Source organism: Actinomadura sp. SCN-SB, from assembly GCF_043906805.1.
In the GTDB taxonomy this organism is placed as follows: Bacteria; Actinomycetota; Actinomycetes; order Streptosporangiales; family Streptosporangiaceae; genus Spirillospora.
On record NZ_JBIMPP010000046.1, the window covers coordinates 1 to 15,503 of the forward strand.

Here is a 15,503-nt window from a genome sequence, read left to right on the forward strand (position 1 = left end):
GACAGCTGCGAGGACGGCTGTCCCCTTCGGCTTCCCCGGGCAGGAGATTGGGTGAGGGCGGTTGGCTTTCGAACATGGGCTGGGGGCCAGGCGAAGACGCATTCGGTCGGCTCCGCAACACCAGGTTGGACTGGGTTGTCGCTCGTGCGCATATCGGTCGGTGGGCAAGGATGAACACGAACGAGTCATTGAACTCCAGCACCGGCTCGGTGTGGCGGCGGTCGATCTCGACGATGCATGCGGCCAGTTCAGTATCGTTGAATTGGGTGAGCAGCGACTTCCACCGGTCGGCGACCATGGCCAGCCATCTTTGCTTGGTGATGGACAGCCGGGGGACGTGGTGCTCACCTCGGCGCGGAGGCCATCCAACGCGGGTTAGGGAGGGCACCCGTCTGCGCCTCGTGAAGCTCGAAGATGAACTGGTCGATGCGAGCGACAACTTCTAACTCGCGGACGTCAGCCGGTCGACCTGGACCTCTCGGTACTCGCGCAGCAGCCTCTCCAACTCCTCCAATAGCTCCGCGCGACGTCGGGCGCGCGAGTCCGGACGAAGTGCCTGCAGTTTCGCCTGCTCGGCCTTGATCCTCTCGCGACCCTTTCGGATCTTCGTCTGCTCGGCGCTCGGGGAGTCGCAGCAACGCTTGGAAGCGCATCATGCCTGGCCCGCGGTGCCTGCTGCTGGACCGCACCGTCCAGGTTGAGCCCGGCGAGATGGCCGAGGGCGTCGCGGCAGAGCTCCACACAGGCGGTGCCGGAGTTTTCGCCTTGTGGGTGCCGGATCTCAACCGGGAGCTCCGTGAGGATACCGGCAGAGGTTTGCCCTGCCGCATCGGCGAACTCTGGCTGATGGTGACAGTTCCTTCCGGCCTGCGGTTTCTCGCCTGCTACGCCCGGGACTACGCCTATGCCAGCGGTGATGCGCTGATCCGCGCCGCTCATCTGCTGCTCTCCCCAGGGGCGCCGCGTTGAGCTCAGCACGGACGGAGCGATGGGCCCCTCTCGGCTGGGAACGTTGACACGCGCCGTCCCGATTCCCATCGCGGAACGCGCTGTCCCCTTGGACGGCCTCGCCAGCGATGGTCCCCAGCTCGTTTCTGCGGCCGCGTACCTGGTTGGTGACCTGATGCGCACCTTCGGTCATCCTGACGTCCTGCACATCACCACTGAAGGGCAGATTGCTCCAACTCGGTGGTGGGGGCACACAGACGCGATCACGAAATGGGCGATTGAGTCGGGTGTGGAGACCCTTTAACTGGCGCGGTAGTGGTGCGGCACGGCGTCGGAGCGCGAGGACATGGGTCCTGAACCAAGCTGTACAAGGTCTGCGGCAGACGAGCGTTCCAGCAGGCCCCTGTCACCAATGGCTTCTTCTTAGCCCTGCGTGGAATGGTCCGCGGCAGCCTGACGGACGCTTCGGCGAGCATCCGCCTGGAGAAGCCTCTTGAGGCATTTCTCCTCGGGGCTGAGGCTGACTCTTCTGGCAAGGGCGGCCGCGGTCTCTCTCCGGACAGAGCCCGCATCGTCGTTTGCTATTTCATGAACCGCCTCAGGTGAGAGCGAAACGGCTTCCCTTCCCCACCGATAGGCGGCGATCATTCGCATTACGGGGAATGGATGGAACGCCAGAAGGTTTGGATTCAGCTGTGACAGGTGGGCGGGAAGTTGAGATAGGACGTGGCCCATAGTCCGACTCTCTGATTCGCCCTTTGACCTGAGATTCTTCAGAACGATCTGCTCGATTTCCAGTGTCTGCTGCGCATCGGGTTGGAAAGCAGCAGCACATGCCAGGGCCTCGTTCGGGACACTGGTCTGATCGAGGCGGCGAGGGCGATCTCCGCCATGAAGTCCGCGGGCAAGTTCCAGGAGCCGCAGACGACAGCGAGCTTGGGTTTCGGAGTCCAGACGTCGAGCCAGGTTGAACAGACCTCGAAGATTGTTGCCTCGATCCATGGGTGCCAGACCTTGATCGAGCGCGCGGTCAAGGAGGATTGACGCGAAGCGCTGGCGGATTTCCATGTTCAGGATCGAGGCTAGGATGGCATCCCCCGGGGCGTACCAGTGGCCAATCGCTGAGGAGTCATCGCTGTCGGAGGTCCATTGCCGTTCGAGTGTCGCCCCGGCATACGGGCGCAGTGGCGCGGGGTCCGCACCGACTCGTATGAGCGCTCCGCAAACACGTGGATTGGTCTCCGCGAGCGGCCCAAGCAACTCGACTAGCTCGGTTATGTGCCTCTTTGTCTTCGGGATCTCCGCGTAGATGACATCACCCATGAGCTCGTCACTCGTCAGAGGGTCGACCAGGAGTGGGAGTGCTTCCGGATAACCTGCATGGGCCAGAGCGACAAGGGTGCGGACTATGGTCCGGTCGACCCGACGAAAGTAGGGCTTCGGATGGTCGAGCAAGGTCTGAGCCACGACGAGAAAGCGTTCCACCTGCTCCTTGTCCAAGACTCCCGCGACCGCTTTGAGTAGCTGGAACGCCTGCACGTAGGGTGATGGTTCAATGGCCCATCCACGGCTCTCATCCTTGGCCACCTCCTCGAGCGCCCAGTCAGCCCAGGTACGGGCATCGTCGTCGCTGAGGAGATCGGCGGTCTGTGCCGCGAAGGCGAAGACGGCGGCGTGCTGGACGGGTGGAGCGTCACGCCGAAGCGGCGGAAGTAGGACTCGTTTCTCAGGTAGGGTTTTCGCCAATGACGGTATGTGCTTCGATGCGCCGGCCCTTATCAGCGAATCTCTAGCCTCGGCCAGATCCCCTCTTCTCTGGAGGAGTCGACCCAGTTTCTCTTCAGCGTCGATTTCTTCTGTGAGCTGCGCGCGGAGTACCGCCTGCCAACGCCAGCGAAGTGTTCTCTGAATCGCTGTTTCGGTCTTGTCGTCATCGAGCGCGGATGAGTAGGCGTGTTGCTGGAGATAGGGCGAACCCGGCAGGCCGCTGGTCCGGGCCAGGGGGCGCAGGGTCTGCGCGATCGAGTGTTCGTCTTCCCGGTCTTCCCCGTCGTAGTACCAGAAGCGCGCCGTCCTCAGGGCGTAGAGCCAGTCGGCTGCCTCGTCGAACATCGACGCCGGAACGGCACGCTCGATCGCTGACAGGTAGGCCTGCTCGGCGCCCGGGCCATCTCCATGGAGCGCCAGATACCGACCGTGTCTGGCATGCAGCCATGCGAGTGTCTGCGGCGGGTGCAGTAGACGCACCCTCCTCAGGAGTTCATCCCAGGTTCCGGTTGCATCAGCCAGACACATTTGAACCCGGAGGACCAATCGTTTCGCTTCATCATCGTCACTGGCTTGAGGTTCCTTCAAGATCCCTTGAATTGCCTCAAGCCGTTCAAGGACGAGTCCTGGCCGGGCAGCTGCGATCGCTTCTTCACACAGGAAGACGGCGGCGCGAAGGCTGTGAGGATCGCCTGGCTCAAGCTCGTCAAATGATTGGAGGAAATTGGAGAACTCGGCCCCCTTAGTCACCCAAATCGCTTCGTCCACCGCTCTCGCAGCACGATGCAGTTCGATTGGCCGGTCAATGCCGTCGCGGCGTCTACCGGAGCCGCCCAAGGCCGCGTGCGCGTCCCAGGGCTGGGCTTTGTCCAGATGGTCCCAGGCCAGGCCGATGCTCAGGTCGACTGCCTGGGTGAGGCTCCCAGCCGCCTGCAATGCAGATGCTTGGGCGCTCCGCATGTGGTGGGCATGAGGCATGAAACCCTCAGCGTGTAGCGCTTTGGCGAGCTTGGCGAATGCCTCGGGCGCACGCGTGTCGTTGTCGCTAAAAAGGCTCCTCGCGGTGGCGAGTTCTCCATCGATTCCCAACGCCTTGAACGGGCCTCTGAGAACAGCATCCACGCTGATAACGTCAGCCACTTTTCGAGAGGATCGAACGCTGCTGGCTCTCCCCCGAAGGCGCTTCATGTAGCGGTTCACCATGTCGGCGTTGATCGTTCCTGCGTGCAGCCCAGTTGTCTGGGCGTAGGCCAGCAAGTCGTTGAAGACCTGTTGTGGTGTCAACGACAGGGACTCAGCGATGGGCTTCAGCATGTGCAAACTGCGGAGGTAGTCGTTACCTCCGTCCTCGACGGAGGAACACCACACCTGAAGGCGACACAGAAATGCGTGCGTCGTCTCCTCGACGCCGCCCAGATCCGGGGCGCCCCGGCCGAGTGCGAGCACGACCGCCGCTTTGACATGATTCAGGCGGGTGCGATAGCGCTCCTTTACCGCGTGCTTTTCGATAGTCTCGAAGAACAGGCGACTGCCCAGGTGACAGGACGCCCTCTCGGCAAGCCATCGGAGTTCGCTCAGATTTCGCTCCGCTCCCCCGGCTGCGACTCCGAGATCCCGGTTCCCGCACTCGACCTCAACGCGGCGGTCCGCAAGCACGTGTAGCGCCTGCTCGACAATGTCAACGAAGGGCTTATCATTCTCTGTGACCCGCAGATATTTCTTAACCTGAAATTCAGTGGTCAAGTGATCAAGCGAGTCATCTCCCGAGATGATGATGTCGTCGAGACGATGGCCACGCACCCGCTGTTGCAAACCGAGAGAACGTACAGGAACCGGCAAACCCTGCGGTGACGCCTCACTCACCAGATGCGCAAGCAAGACAGCAGCGACACGGTATTCGAATAGCGTGCCACCGCCGCCCGTCGCCTCGGCGGAAACTACCCGTTTCTCTGCCATCACCCTCCGACGATAGCGTCAAACCCTAGTCGCAAGCCGCAGTTGTCAACAAACATGATGACCGGCAACGAAGCTCACCAGGACAACATCCCCACGGTCACCGCCCGCTCCCCCACTGCCAGGCCAGGGAGCAACCGCTGGGACACAAGTGGCATACCGAACCATGATCGGCCGGGATACCCATCCTGAATCCGAGGACCCCTCCGGCGCAGAACCCGAATCACTCGCCAACTGACAGGCACCAGCCCACCCCCATCGCCCAAGAGAGCTCAAGCTGTAGCCCGGCGCTGGAGGGTGTGCATCGGGCCGCGATTGCACGTACGCGGGGCACGTGCCCGCGATGGTGTGATGGAGCCGGGGGTCTTGGGACCATGATCGTCCCCGGTTCGGCCCCGCGAGCGAACTTCGAGCGAACACGGGAACGTACCGGGGCAAAGCTGGCGGGGGGCATACCGGGGCGAACTCGCGTTTGCCCAGGTCAGCAAGGGTGGGTCGCGTGGGACTCGAACCCACAACCTACGGATTAAAAGTCCGGAGCTCTGCCAATTGAGCTAGCGACCCGCAGGGTCAGGGTATCGAGAGCGGACGGGTGTTCGCATCGGGGTTACCGGGTGGGGGTCAGGTGGACGGGGAGGTGCTTCAGGCCGTTCTGGAAGTTGGAGGCGAGGCGTACCGGGGGGCCGGTTGGAGTGATGGTGAGGGGGAGGAGCTCGCGGAAGATGGCTCGCATCTGGACGCGGGCCAGGTGGGCGCCGAGGCAGAAGTGGGGGCCGAAGCCGAAGCTGACGTGGTCGTTGGGGGTGCGGGTGATGTCGAAGGTGTCGGGGGAGTCGAAGACGGTCTCGTCGCGGTTGGCGGAGGCGTGGTAGACGACGACCTTGTCGCCGGCGCGGATGGAGGCGGGGCCGAGCTTGACGTCCTGGGTGGCGGTGCGGCGGAAGTCCATGACGGGGGGCCAGTAGCGGAGCGTCTCCTCGATGGCGGAGTCCAGGAGGGACGGGTCGGAGCGGAGGAGGGCGAACTGGGCGGGGTGGTCGAGGAGGGTGAGGAGGCCGCCGGGGATGCCGTTGCGGAGGGTCTCGTTCCCCGCGACGGCGAAGAGGAAGAACATGTTCTCGAACTCGGCGTCGGAGAGGCCGCCGGTGAGCATGCGGGACATGATGTCGTCGCCGGGCGCGTCGCGTTTGGCGTCGGCCAGGGCGTGGGCGTAGGCGAACATGTCGCGGAGGGCGGCCTTGGAACGGGGGTTCATGGGACGGCCGTCGGGGCGGAGCAGGGTCGAGGGGCGCTGGCGCAGGGCGGTGCGGGCCATGGGGCTCAGGGGGTCGGCGGTGGCCGAGGAGAGGTCCGCGTACTCCGCGTCCTGGTAGCCGATGACGCGGGACGCCCAGTCGTAGAGGAGGCGGCGGTCGGAGGACGGGACGCCCATGATGTGGGCGAGCGTCCAGACGGGCAGGTCGGCGGCGACCTCGACGAAGTCGACGTCGCCGCGGGCGGACGCGATCAGGGTGCGGGCGCGGTCCTCGATGGTGGCCTCTAGGGCGCGGATCGCGCGGGGCGTGAACGCGGAGGCGACGATGCGGCGCAGGCGGGAGTGGTCCGGCGGGTCCTGGTTGAGCATCATCGCCCGGACGAACTCCAGGTCCTCGGGCGTGTCGGGGTCGCGGATCTGGGTGGCGCCGAGGTGGGAGGAGAACACCTCCGGGGTGCGCAGCACGTGTTTGACGTCGGCGTGCCGGAAGACGCCCCAGTAGCCGGGTCCGGCGGGCCAGGCGCCGACGGCGGGTTCGGGGATCCGGCAGACCGGGGCCTCCGCGCGCAGTGTCCGGAACGTCTCGTACGGGACGCCCGAGGCGTAGGTGGTGGGCAGGAAGATCTCCTCGCGCATGGCTCCAGCGTGCATGATGGCGGGGTGACGATGAAGCCTGAGGACGGCGACAGGATCCTGCGGGAGAACTTCGCGCCGTGGGTCCAGGATCTCGGCCTGACGGTGGAGGAGGTGCGGGAGCGGAGCGTCGTGCTGCGGCTGCCGTGGTCGGACCGGCTGGCGCGGGAGGGCGGCGGCATGTCCGGGCAGGCGTTGATGGCGGCGGCGGACACGGCCACGGTGATCGCGGTGTCGGCGGCGCGCGGCGGGTTCGTCCCGATGACCACCGTCCAGCAGAACACCATGTTCCTGCGGCCGGTCGTGGGGAAGGACGTGCTGGTCTCGGTGGAGCTCACCAAGCTGGGACGGACGATGGCCTTCGCCGACATCGTGATGACGGTCGAGGGGGGTCACGAGCCGTACGCCCACGCCACCACCGTGTACGCGCTCCTGGCCGCCTGACGGCTCCTGACAGCGGGTCCCGTGTCGTTTGTGATCCGGTCAAGCAGCCCAGGTCCGCTCCCTGAGGAGACCTCGTGTCCGGTAGGGCCGACTCCGGCAGGATCCGTTTGATCATTGTGGTCGCCGTCACGATGACTCCGGCCCATTCCGCGGAGGGTGCGAGGATCGCGACATTCCCTTCTGGTTTCTTGTTCGGGGTCTCCACGTCCGGTTTCCAGGCCGAGGGGTCCTTTCCTGACAGCAACTGGACGGGGTATGCGAGGGGCAAGACTCCGTACGGCGACTCGGTCGACTTCCGGCACCGCTATCCCGGCGATATCGAGCTGGCCCGTGGTCTTGGCCTGAACGTTTTCCGTACGTCCCTCGAATGGGCGCGGATCGAGCCGCGGCGCGGTGTCAGGGACGAGTCGGTGATCGCCAACGGCGGGGGTCCGTCCGGGTACGTGCCGGTGCGCAGGCCGGCGTGGTGCTCGGTCGAGGACCTGATCGCCACCTGTCTCGGCAGGACGCCGCCGTACCGGGCGCTCTACCGAGGGTCCCGACGAGGGCGAATCACGAGCGGGCGAACCGAATGACCCCCGCCTCACCGGGTACCGCCACGGCGAAGCGATGAGGCAGGGGAGGTCGTGGGCGACGAGCACTTCCGGACCGGCGCCGGGGCGGTCGCGGCGTCCGGGTCGGGCACGGTCGAAGAGGGACTGCTGCACAGCCTGAGACGGGCCGCCGCCGCCATGGAGGAGGCCGGGATCGAGTTCGCGCTGGCGGGCGGGTTCGCCGCGCATGTGCGCGGCGCCGCCGTGTCGACACACGATGTGGACTTCGTGCTGCGTCCCCGCGACGCGGAGCCTGCGCTGGAGACGCTGGAGGCCGTGGGCATGCGACGCCGCCGGATCCCCGAGAACTGGCTGGTCAAGGCCATCGACGGCGACCACGCCATCGATCTGATCCACACCCCGTCCGGCCGTCCCGTGGACGACGCGCTGTTGGGCCGGGCGGAGCGGATGTCGGTCGCGGCCGTGCTGATGCCGGTGCTGCCCGCCACCGACCTGGTGATCATGCGGCTGCTGGCGTTCACCGAGACCGCCTGCGACTTCAGCGAGTACCTGCACGTCTGCCGGGCGCTGCGGGAGCAGGTCGACTGGCCGCAGGTCGGCAAGGAGACGGCCGACTCCCCGTACGCCTACGCCTTCCTCACGCTGCTGGCCAGGCTCGGTGTCATCGAAGGGGGATTCCTGTGAGCGACGCTTCCCAGGGCCGGTCCGACTACGTGTCCGCGCACATCCAGGAGAGGCTCACCTCCAGGACGCACGAGCTGGGCATCCAGGTCGACGTCAGAGGTGAGGTGATCTACCTGCGCGGTGAGGTGGTGAACGAGGAGCGGCGGCGTCAGATCGAGGAGGCCGCGCGGGTCTGCGCGGAGGGACGTACCGTGCGCAACGAGGTGACGGTGACCGCCATGCGGGAGCCGGACGGTGAGGAGACGCTGTCATGATCCGGTTGGCCGCGGTCGGCGACCTGCATTTGGGGCCCGATGCCGCCGGGACGTACCGGGCGCAGCTCGGCCGGCTGGCGGGCAACGCCGAGGTGTTGCTGGTGGCCGGTGACCTGACCAGGCACGGCACGGTCGAGGAGGGCCGGGTCGTCGCCGACGAGCTGCGCGACCTCGGCCTCCCGGTGATCGCCGTGCTGGGCAACCACGACTACCACTCCGACGCCCAGGACGAGATCACCGCCATGCTGCGGGACGCCGGGATCACCGTCGTCGAGGGCGAGGGCGTCGTGGTGGACTGCCACGGGTTCCGGCTCGGGGTGGCGGGCGGCAAGGGCTTCGGCGGCGGTTTCGCCGGCAAGTGCTGCAGCGACTTCGGCGAACGCGAGATGAAGGCGTTCATCGCGCACACCAAGGAGTTCTCGGAACGGCTCGGCACCGCGCTGCTGGGCCTGGACGCCGATGTCCGGGTCGCGCTGACGCACTACTCGCCGGTCGAGGACACCCTGGCCGGCGAGCCCCTGGAGATCTACCCGTTCCTGGGCAGCTACCTGATGGCCGAGGCGATCGACTGCGCGGACGTCACGCTGGCGGTGCACGGGCACGCGCACAAGGGGACCGAGAAGGGCGAGACACCGGGCGGGGTGCGGGTCCGCAACGTCGCCATGCCGGTGCTCCAGCAGGCGTACACGGTCTACGCCCTCGACGGGCTCACGGGACCCGCGGGAGAGGGGGCGTGCACGGGCGCCATCGCCGGCGCGAGCTGAACCCGCAAGCCTTCCCGGATGCACATCCGGCCCACGAACCACCCGCACTGTGAACGGCCGGCGGATCGCGCAGGAGGGGGCGGTCCGGTGGCCGTTCACCCGTCCGGGCGGAGCAGGTCGAGCACGGCCTGCTCCGCCGGGCCCTGCGTCGCCAGTTCGCCCGCCTCGGCGTCCACCCCGAGCTCGGTCAGCGCGGGCGCGATCGTCTCGCCCCGCTCGTACAGCTCGATGACGCGGGGGTCGATGTAGGAGGCGCGCGCCACGGCCGGGGTGTTGCCCAGGTAGCCCGCCACCTCCCGGACCACCCGGGTCACCGCCCGCGCCCTGCGCCGCTCGCCGTCCCCGGCCCGCGGCACCGACACCGCCAGGCCCACCGCCGCCAGGACGGTGGCGTGCCAGGTACGGAAGTCCTTGGCGGTGAAGTCGCCGCCGGTCACCTCGCGGATGTAGTCGTTGATGTCGGAGGTCAGCACGTCGTGCCAGGCGCCGTCCCGGTTGCGGTACGCGAGCAGTTCGGGGCCGGGGTCGCGGCGGCGCTTGAGCCCGTTGACCACCCGGCGGACCTCCTCCTCGGCCACCGCCTGCTGCCGTTCCCTGGCGCCCTTGGCCGGATACTCGAAGATCACCACGTCGCGGCGGCAGCGGACGTGCTCGCGCAGCACGGTGGCCACCCCGAACGTGCCGTTCTCGGCGGCGTACTCCTCGCCGCCGACCCGGAAGAAGCCGAGGTCGATCAGCCGGACCGCGGCGGCCAGGACCCGTTCCCTGGTGAAGCCGCGCCCGGCCATGTGGCCGGAGAGGACGGCCCGGACCGCGGGCAGCCGGGCGGCCAGTTCCAGCACCCGGTCGTGCTTCTCGCGGTCGCGCCGGGCCCGCCATTCGGCGTGGTAGATGTACTGGCGCCGTCCCGCGTCGTCGATGCCGACGGCCTGGATGTGGCCGTCGCCGTCCGGGCAGATCCACACGTCCCTCCACGCGGGCGGGATGACCAGGTCCTTGATCCGCCGTACCTGCTCGGGGTCGGCCGGGGTGCAGCCGTCCAGGCCGAGGTAGCGGAAGCCGCGGCCGTGCCGCCGCCGGGTCAGGCCGGGCTCGGAGGGGTCACTGCGCCGCACGTCCCCCACCTCCCGTGCTGCTACGGGCCACCTTCGGTCAGCCGGGGTGGATCTCTCCTCCCGCGGGCACCAGCGTCTGGCCGGTGTAGTACGACGACAGCCTGTCGGCGGCGAAGAACACGTAGGACGGCGCCACCTCGTCGGGGTGGGCCGCCCTTCCCATGGGCGACTGGCCGCCGAAGCCCTCGACCCTCTGCTCGTCGAAGGTGGCGGGGATCAGCGGCGTCCACACCGGGCCGGGCGCCACGCAGTTCACCCGGATTCCCTGGTCGAGCAGGTTCTGCGCCAGCGACTGGGCGAACGTCATCGCGGCGGCCTTGCTGGCCGAGTAGTCGATCAGGCTCTTGTTGCCGCGCAGCCCGTTGATGGAGCCGGTGAACACGATCGAGGACCCGTCGCCGAGGTGGTTCAGCGCCTCCTGGACGATCCAGAACAGCGACAGCGTGTTCACGTCGAAGGTGCGGCGCAACTGCGCGTCGTCGATCTCCCGGACGTCCTTGACCGGCGTCTGCGTGCCGTGGTGCAGCACCAGCACGTCCAGGCCGCCCAGGTCGCGGGCCGCGTGCACGACGGCCTCCCGGGCGTGCCGTTCCTCGGCCAGGTCGCCGCCGATGGTGAAGCAGCGGCTGCCCTCCCGTTCGACCAGCGCCGCGGTGTGCCGGGCGTCGTCGTCCTCGCTGAGGTAGGTGATCGCGACGTCCGCGCCCTCCTTGGCGAACGCGACCGCCACCGCCCGGCCGATCCCCGAGTCGCCGCCGGTGATCAGCGCGCGCCGTCCGCCGAGCAGGCCGCGTCCCTCGTAGTCGCGCATCTCGTCCCGCGGCTCGGGGGTCATGTCGGCGGTGCGGCCCGGGTAAGGCTGGTCCTGTGCGGGTGGCTCGCTCATCGTCGCCTCCTGTCCGCGTCCGGCGCGTTCCGGACGCGTGGTGCGGGACGTTTTCGGGACGCGCATGCCCGGGAGGCGAGGGGGCAAACACCACCCGTATCGTGACTCCTGGGTAACATCTCCCGAACCACATTCGGTCTCACGTAAGGTGCTGCTTATGGACCTGAACGGAGTGTCCGCCGTCATCTCCGGTGGAGCGAGCGGCCTCGGCGCCGCCACCGCACGCGAACTGGCCGCCGACGGCGTCAAGGTGGTGGTCGCGGACCTGAACGAGGACAAGGGCAAGGCGCTGGCCGACGAGATCGGCGGCGTGTTCGTCAAGACCGACGTCGGCGACGAGGCCCAGGTGGAGGCCGCCGTGCGCGCCGCCGTCGACACCGGCGCCCCGCTGCGCGTCATCGTCAACAGCGCCGGCATCGGCTGGGCGTCCCGCACCGTCAACAGGGACGGCACGCCGCACGACCTCAGCGCGTTCGAGACCGTCATCCGGATCAACCTGATCGGCACGTTCAACCTGATGCGGATCGGCGCCGCCGCCATCGCCAAGACCGAGCCCGCCGACGAGGACGGGCAGCGCGGCGTGGTGATCAACACCGCGTCGGTCGCGGCGCTGGAGGGCCAGACCGGCCAGGTCGCCTACTCCGCCTCCAAGGGCGGCATCGTCGGCATGACCCTGCCCGCCGCCCGCGACCTGTCCGCGATCGGCGTCCGGGTCAACACCATCTGCCCCGGCATCATCGACACCCCCATCTACGGCGAGGGCGAGGCCGCCGAGGCGTTCAAGGCCAAGCTGTACGCGCCGGTGCCCTTCCCCAAGCGGATGGGCAAGGCGTCGGAGTTCGCGCACCTGGTGAAGTCCCTCATCGAGAACGACTACATGAACGGCGAGACCATCCGATTCGACGGCGGCATCCGCTTCCAGCCGAAGTGAGGCACCAAGGTGGCCGACGCAGTACTGACCGAGGAACAGGGCGCCGTCCTCATCATCACCATCAACCGTCCTGAGGCGAGGAACGCCGTCAACGGGGCGGTGGCGCAGGGACTGGCCGCCGCCGCCGAGGAGCTGGACTCCCGCAAGGACCTGTCGATCGGCGTCCTGACCGGCGCGGGCGGCACGTTCTGCGCCGGCATGGACCTCAAGGGGTTCCTGACCGGCGACAACCCGATCGTGGAGGGCCGCGGGTTCGCGGGGATCACCGAGCGCCCGCCGGCCAAGCCGCTGATCGCCGCGGTGGAGGGCTACGCGCTGGCCGGAGGCTGCGAGGTGGCGCTGAGCTGCGACCTGATCGTGGCCGCGCGGGACGCCCAGTTCGGGCTGCCCGAGCCCAAGCGCGGCCTGGTCGCCGGCGGGGGCGGGCTGCTGCGGCTGCCCCGGCGCATCCCGTTCCACATCGCCATGGAGATCGCGCTGACCGGCGAGAAGTATCCGGCGGAGCGGATGGCGCGGCTCGGCCTGGTCAACCGGCTCACCGAGCCGGGGGAGGCGCTGGCCGGGGCCAGGGACCTGGCGCTCCAGGTCGCCGAGAACGCCCCGCTGGCGCTGGCCGCCACCAAGAAGATCATCGTGGAGTCCGCGGACTGGGACTCCACGGAGATGTGGCGGAAGCAGAGCGAGATCACCCTGCCCGTGTTCACGTCGAAGGACGCCCAGGAAGGGCCGGCCGCCTTCGCCGAGAAGCGCAAGCCGGTCTGGAAGGGCGAGTGACCCTCACGGGCTGACCCGCCCCGCCGGAACACGGCATGCCGATGACGCCAAGGGAGTACGACACGGGGCCGTCCCGGAGTATCCTTGACCGGAGTCGGCGAGTGGGGAAGCTCGTTCGGCCCAGCGGCCCGTCCTCTTCGGAGGGCGGGCCGTTCGCGTTCCCGCCACCTCTTCGGGTTTCCTGGTAAGGCTCAGGGCATCTTCAGCGGGCTTTCAGGAACGGCTGGCACCCTCGGTGAGGATGGCGGAGGAGGGCTGACCGTGGCGGAACGCACGGCGTACGCGGGCAGGACGCCCGAAGGGCTCCTGCTCGTCGTCGAGGACGAGCCGAACATCCTGGAGCTGCTGGCCGGCAGCCTGCGCTTCGCCGGCTTCGAGGTGATCACCGCGACCAACGGGGCGGACGCGGTGCAGGCGGCGCGGCGGCGCAGGCCCGACCTGATCGTGCTGGACGTGATGCTGCCCGACATCGACGGGTTCGACGTGGCGCGGCGGCTGCGCTCGGGCGGCGACCACACCCCGGTGCTGTTCCTCACCGCCCGCGACGCCGTCCAGGACCGCATCAAGGGGCTGACCATCGGCGGCGACGACTACGTCACCAAGCCGTTCAGCCTGGAGGAGGTCATCGCGCGGATCCGCGCCGTGCTGCGGCGGGTCAGGGGCGGCGCCCGCGAACCCACGCCGCGGATGGTCTTCGCCGACATCGAGCTGGACGAGGACAGCCACGAGGTGTGGCGCGGCGGGCGTCCCGTCCAGCTGTCGCCGACCGAGTTCAAGCTGCTGCGCTACCTGATGGCCAACGCCGGCCGGGTGCTGTCCAAGCCCCAGATCCTCGACCACGTGTGGAACTACGACTTCGGCGGTGACGTCGGCATCGTCGAGTCGTACGTCTCGGCGCTGCGCCGCAAGGTCGACAACACCGAGCCCCGGCTGATCCACACCTTGCGGGGGGTGGGGTACGTGCTGCGATTGCCGCCGGACAGGCGCTGATGGCGTTCGAGGCGCTGCGCGCACTGCCGGAACGCACGCCGCTGCGGGTCAAGCTGATCGCGGGCATGCTGGTGCTGGTGGCGCTCGGCCTGGCCGTGATGAGCGGCGCCAGCGTCTCGGTGCTCAGCCAGTACCTGGTCGGCCGGTCCGACGACCAGCTCGTCACCAACACCGAACGGGTGATCGACGAGATCGTCGGGCAGCGCGGCCTGCCCGCCCAGCGGGTGCGGGTGCCCGCCGAGATGTTCGTGATGGTGGAGAACGAGGCCGGGCGCCGGGTCGACTACATCCCGCCGTTCGCCGCCTCCGGCAGCCCCCGCCTGCCCGCGGACCTGGAACGGCGGCTCGGGGAGCCGTTCACCGTCCCGTCCCAGGCCGGCTCGGGCGCGCCCTGGCGGGTGATCGCGCAGCCGCTGCCCGAAGGCGGTCTCGTGGTGCTCGGGCTGAGCCTGGACGAGGTCGAGCGCACCGTCAGCCGGCTGATCGTGATCGATGTGATCGTGGGCCTGGTGGTGGTGACGGTGCTGGCCGCGGTCGGGGTCTGGGTGGTGCGGGCCAGCCTGCGCCCGCTGGCGGCGATCGAGCAGACCGCCGGGGCGATCGCGGCGGGCGACCTGTCCCAGCGGGTGCCCGAGGCCGACTCCCGTACCGAGGTCGGACGGCTCGGCCGGTCGCTCAACAGCATGCTCGCGCAGATCGAGTCGGCGTTCCAGGCGCGCGCGCAGTCGGAGACCGCGGCGCGGTGGTCCGAGGAGAACGCGCGCCGATCCGAGGAGACCGCGCGGCGCTCGGAGGAGCGGATGCGGCGGTTCGTGGCCGACGCCAGCCATGAGCTGCGGACGCCGCTCACCGCGATCCGTGGCTTCGCCGAGTTCTACCGGCAGGGCGCCGCCCGTACCCCCGAGGAGCTGGACCGGCTGATCGGGCGGATCGAGGAGACCGCCGAGCGGATGGGCCTCCTGGTGGAGGACCTGCTGCTGCTCGCCCGGCTCGACCAGCAGCGCCCGATCGAGAAGGCCCCGGTGGACCTGCTCGCGGTCGCCGCCGACGCCGTCCAGGAGGCCCGCATGGTCGCGTCCGAGCACCCGATCGAGCTGTCGGTCGAGGGCGGCGTGGCGTACCAGGTGCTCGGGGACGAGCCAAGGCTGCGGCAGGTGCTCGGCAACCTGCTGACCAACGCGGTCACCCACACACCGCCCGGCACGCGGGTGACGGTACGGCTGCGCCCCGGATCCCTGGGGGCGACGCCCGCGGTGGTGTGCGAGGTGGCCGACGAGGGGCCTGGGCTGTCGCCGGAACAGGCCGAGCGGGTCTTCGAGCGCTTCTACCGCGTCAACCCGTCCCGGGGCCGTGAGGACGGCAGCACCGGGCTCGGCCTGGCCATCGTCGCGGCCCTGGTCGCGGCGCACGAGGGACGCGTCGAGGTGGACTCGGCCCCAGGTGAGGGAGCCGTCTTCCGCGTCATCCTGCCGCTCGCCACCTGAGCCCGCGCGACCTGAAGGCGCGTCCTGGCCTGGCGATCCGGACTCCGGGCTATTCAGCGGACTTTCA

Annotated in this window: 15 protein-coding genes and 1 tRNA gene; 10 read left to right on the plus strand and 6 right to left on the minus strand. The window is 68.6% G+C overall.

The features are described 5' to 3' along the window. A partial coding sequence (locus ACGWYJ_RS25885; protein WP_395108925.1) for a hypothetical protein occupies positions 1 to 298 on the minus strand: 298 nt, incomplete at its 3' end. Between the two features lie 413 nt (positions 299 to 711). Between ACGWYJ_RS25885 and ACGWYJ_RS25890 the strand changes: the two genes are divergently transcribed. After that, on the plus strand, positions 712 to 969 hold the full coding sequence (locus ACGWYJ_RS25890) for a hypothetical protein (protein WP_395108926.1): 258 nt from the start codon (positions 712 to 714) through the stop codon (positions 967 to 969). 402 nt (positions 970 to 1,371) lie between these two features. On the opposite strand, the gene ACGWYJ_RS25895 is transcribed toward ACGWYJ_RS25890, so the two are convergent. The 3 genes from ACGWYJ_RS25895 to ACGWYJ_RS25905 form a co-directional block, all read right to left on the minus strand. Next, the gene (locus ACGWYJ_RS25895) at positions 1,372 to 4,674 is read right to left on the minus strand and encodes a hypothetical protein (protein WP_395108927.1); all 3,303 of its coding nucleotides are present in this window, start codon (positions 4,672 to 4,674) and stop codon (positions 1,372 to 1,374) included. A gap of 485 nt (positions 4,675 to 5,159) precedes the next feature. Then, a tRNA-Lys gene (locus tag ACGWYJ_RS25900) sits at positions 5,160 to 5,232 on the minus strand. A 43-nt stretch (positions 5,233 to 5,275) separates the two neighbouring features. Continuing rightward, positions 5,276 to 6,559 (minus strand): cytochrome P450, encoded by a 1,284-nt coding sequence (locus ACGWYJ_RS25905; RefSeq protein ID WP_395108928.1) that lies wholly within the window; start codon positions 6,557 to 6,559, stop codon positions 5,276 to 5,278. A gap of 30 nt (positions 6,560 to 6,589) precedes the next feature. Between ACGWYJ_RS25905 and ACGWYJ_RS25910 the strand changes: the two genes are divergently transcribed. The 5 genes from ACGWYJ_RS25910 to ACGWYJ_RS25930 all read left to right on the plus strand — a co-directional run bounded on the left by ACGWYJ_RS25910 (position 6,590) and on the right by ACGWYJ_RS25930 (position 9,256). After that, positions 6,590 to 7,000, plus strand: coding sequence for a PaaI family thioesterase (locus tag ACGWYJ_RS25910; protein WP_395108973.1), 411 nt, complete (start codon positions 6,590 to 6,592; stop codon positions 6,998 to 7,000). A 131-nt stretch (positions 7,001 to 7,131) separates the two neighbouring features. Then, positions 7,132 to 7,575 carry a family 1 glycosylhydrolase gene (locus ACGWYJ_RS25915; RefSeq protein ID WP_395108974.1) on the plus strand — a complete coding sequence of 148 codons (444 nt, stop codon included), beginning with the start codon at positions 7,132 to 7,134 and terminating at the stop codon, positions 7,573 to 7,575. Positions 7,576 to 7,626: 51 nt separating this feature from the next. Then, positions 7,627 to 8,238 carry a hypothetical protein gene (locus ACGWYJ_RS25920; RefSeq protein ID WP_395108929.1) on the plus strand — a complete coding sequence of 204 codons (612 nt, stop codon included), beginning with the start codon at positions 7,627 to 7,629 and terminating at the stop codon, positions 8,236 to 8,238. Then, the gene (locus ACGWYJ_RS25925; protein WP_395108930.1) at positions 8,235 to 8,492 is read left to right on the plus strand and encodes a BON domain-containing protein; all 258 of its coding nucleotides are present in this window, start codon (positions 8,235 to 8,237) and stop codon (positions 8,490 to 8,492) included. Before ACGWYJ_RS25920 ends, ACGWYJ_RS25925 begins: the two co-directional genes overlap by 4 nt. Next, positions 8,489 to 9,256, plus strand: coding sequence for a metallophosphoesterase (locus tag ACGWYJ_RS25930; protein WP_395108931.1), 768 nt, complete (start codon positions 8,489 to 8,491; stop codon positions 9,254 to 9,256). Before ACGWYJ_RS25925 ends, ACGWYJ_RS25930 begins: the two co-directional genes overlap by 4 nt. Before the next feature lie 95 nt (positions 9,257 to 9,351). Here ACGWYJ_RS25930 and ACGWYJ_RS25935 read toward each other — a convergent pair whose 3' ends face one another. Both ACGWYJ_RS25935 and ACGWYJ_RS25940 read right to left on the minus strand, forming a co-directional pair. Next, positions 9,352 to 10,371 (minus strand): DNA topoisomerase IB, encoded by a 1,020-nt coding sequence (locus tag ACGWYJ_RS25935; RefSeq protein WP_395108932.1) that lies wholly within the window; start codon positions 10,369 to 10,371, stop codon positions 9,352 to 9,354. Positions 10,372 to 10,408: 37 nt separating this feature from the next. Then, positions 10,409 to 11,257: an SDR family oxidoreductase gene (locus ACGWYJ_RS25940; protein ID WP_395108933.1), complete on the minus strand. Its 849-nt coding sequence runs from the start codon at positions 11,255 to 11,257 to the stop codon at positions 10,409 to 10,411. A gap of 157 nt (positions 11,258 to 11,414) precedes the next feature. Between ACGWYJ_RS25940 and ACGWYJ_RS25945 the strand changes: the two genes are divergently transcribed. The 4 genes from ACGWYJ_RS25945 to ACGWYJ_RS25960 all read left to right on the plus strand — a co-directional run bounded on the left by ACGWYJ_RS25945 (position 11,415) and on the right by ACGWYJ_RS25960 (position 15,436). After that, positions 11,415 to 12,188 carry an SDR family NAD(P)-dependent oxidoreductase gene (locus ACGWYJ_RS25945; protein WP_395108934.1) on the plus strand — a complete coding sequence of 258 codons (774 nt, stop codon included), beginning with the start codon at positions 11,415 to 11,417 and terminating at the stop codon, positions 12,186 to 12,188. Between the two features lie 9 nt (positions 12,189 to 12,197). After that, on the plus strand, positions 12,198 to 12,962 hold the full coding sequence (locus ACGWYJ_RS25950) for a crotonase/enoyl-CoA hydratase family protein (protein ID WP_395108935.1): 765 nt from the start codon (positions 12,198 to 12,200) through the stop codon (positions 12,960 to 12,962). 261 nt (positions 12,963 to 13,223) lie between these two features. Further along, entirely contained in the window at positions 13,224 to 13,952 is a 729-nt protein-coding gene (locus ACGWYJ_RS25955) for a response regulator transcription factor (protein ID WP_395108936.1), read from the plus strand. Further along, entirely contained in the window at positions 13,952 to 15,436 is a 1,485-nt protein-coding gene (locus ACGWYJ_RS25960; protein WP_395108937.1) for a sensor histidine kinase, read from the plus strand. The genes ACGWYJ_RS25955 and ACGWYJ_RS25960 overlap by 1 nt, the downstream gene beginning before the upstream one ends. The last annotated feature ends 67 nt before the right edge of the window (positions 15,437 to 15,503 follow it).

Bases quoted from the DNA above. Each gene is read 5' to 3' on its own strand.
- ACGWYJ_RS25890 (WP_395108926.1), top strand. From the start codon at position 712: ATGGCCGAGGGCGTCGCGGCAGAGCTCCACACAGGCGGTGCCGGAGTT.
- ACGWYJ_RS25905 (WP_395108928.1), bottom strand. From the start codon at position 6,559: ATGCGCGAGGAGATCTTCCTGCCCACCACCTACGCCTCGGGCGTCCCG.
- ACGWYJ_RS25910 (WP_395108973.1), top strand. From the start codon at position 6,590: ATGAAGCCTGAGGACGGCGACAGGATCCTGCGGGAGAACTTCGCGCCG.
- ACGWYJ_RS25915 (WP_395108974.1), top strand. From the start codon at position 7,132: ATGACTCCGGCCCATTCCGCGGAGGGTGCGAGGATCGCGACATTCCCT.
- ACGWYJ_RS25930 (WP_395108931.1), top strand. From the start codon at position 8,489: ATGATCCGGTTGGCCGCGGTCGGCGACCTGCATTTGGGGCCCGATGCC.
- ACGWYJ_RS25940 (WP_395108933.1), bottom strand. From the start codon at position 11,257: ATGAGCGAGCCACCCGCACAGGACCAGCCTTACCCGGGCCGCACCGCC.
- ACGWYJ_RS25945 (WP_395108934.1), top strand. From the start codon at position 11,415: ATGGACCTGAACGGAGTGTCCGCCGTCATCTCCGGTGGAGCGAGCGGC.
- ACGWYJ_RS25960 (WP_395108937.1), top strand. From the start codon at position 13,952: ATGGCGTTCGAGGCGCTGCGCGCACTGCCGGAACGCACGCCGCTGCGG.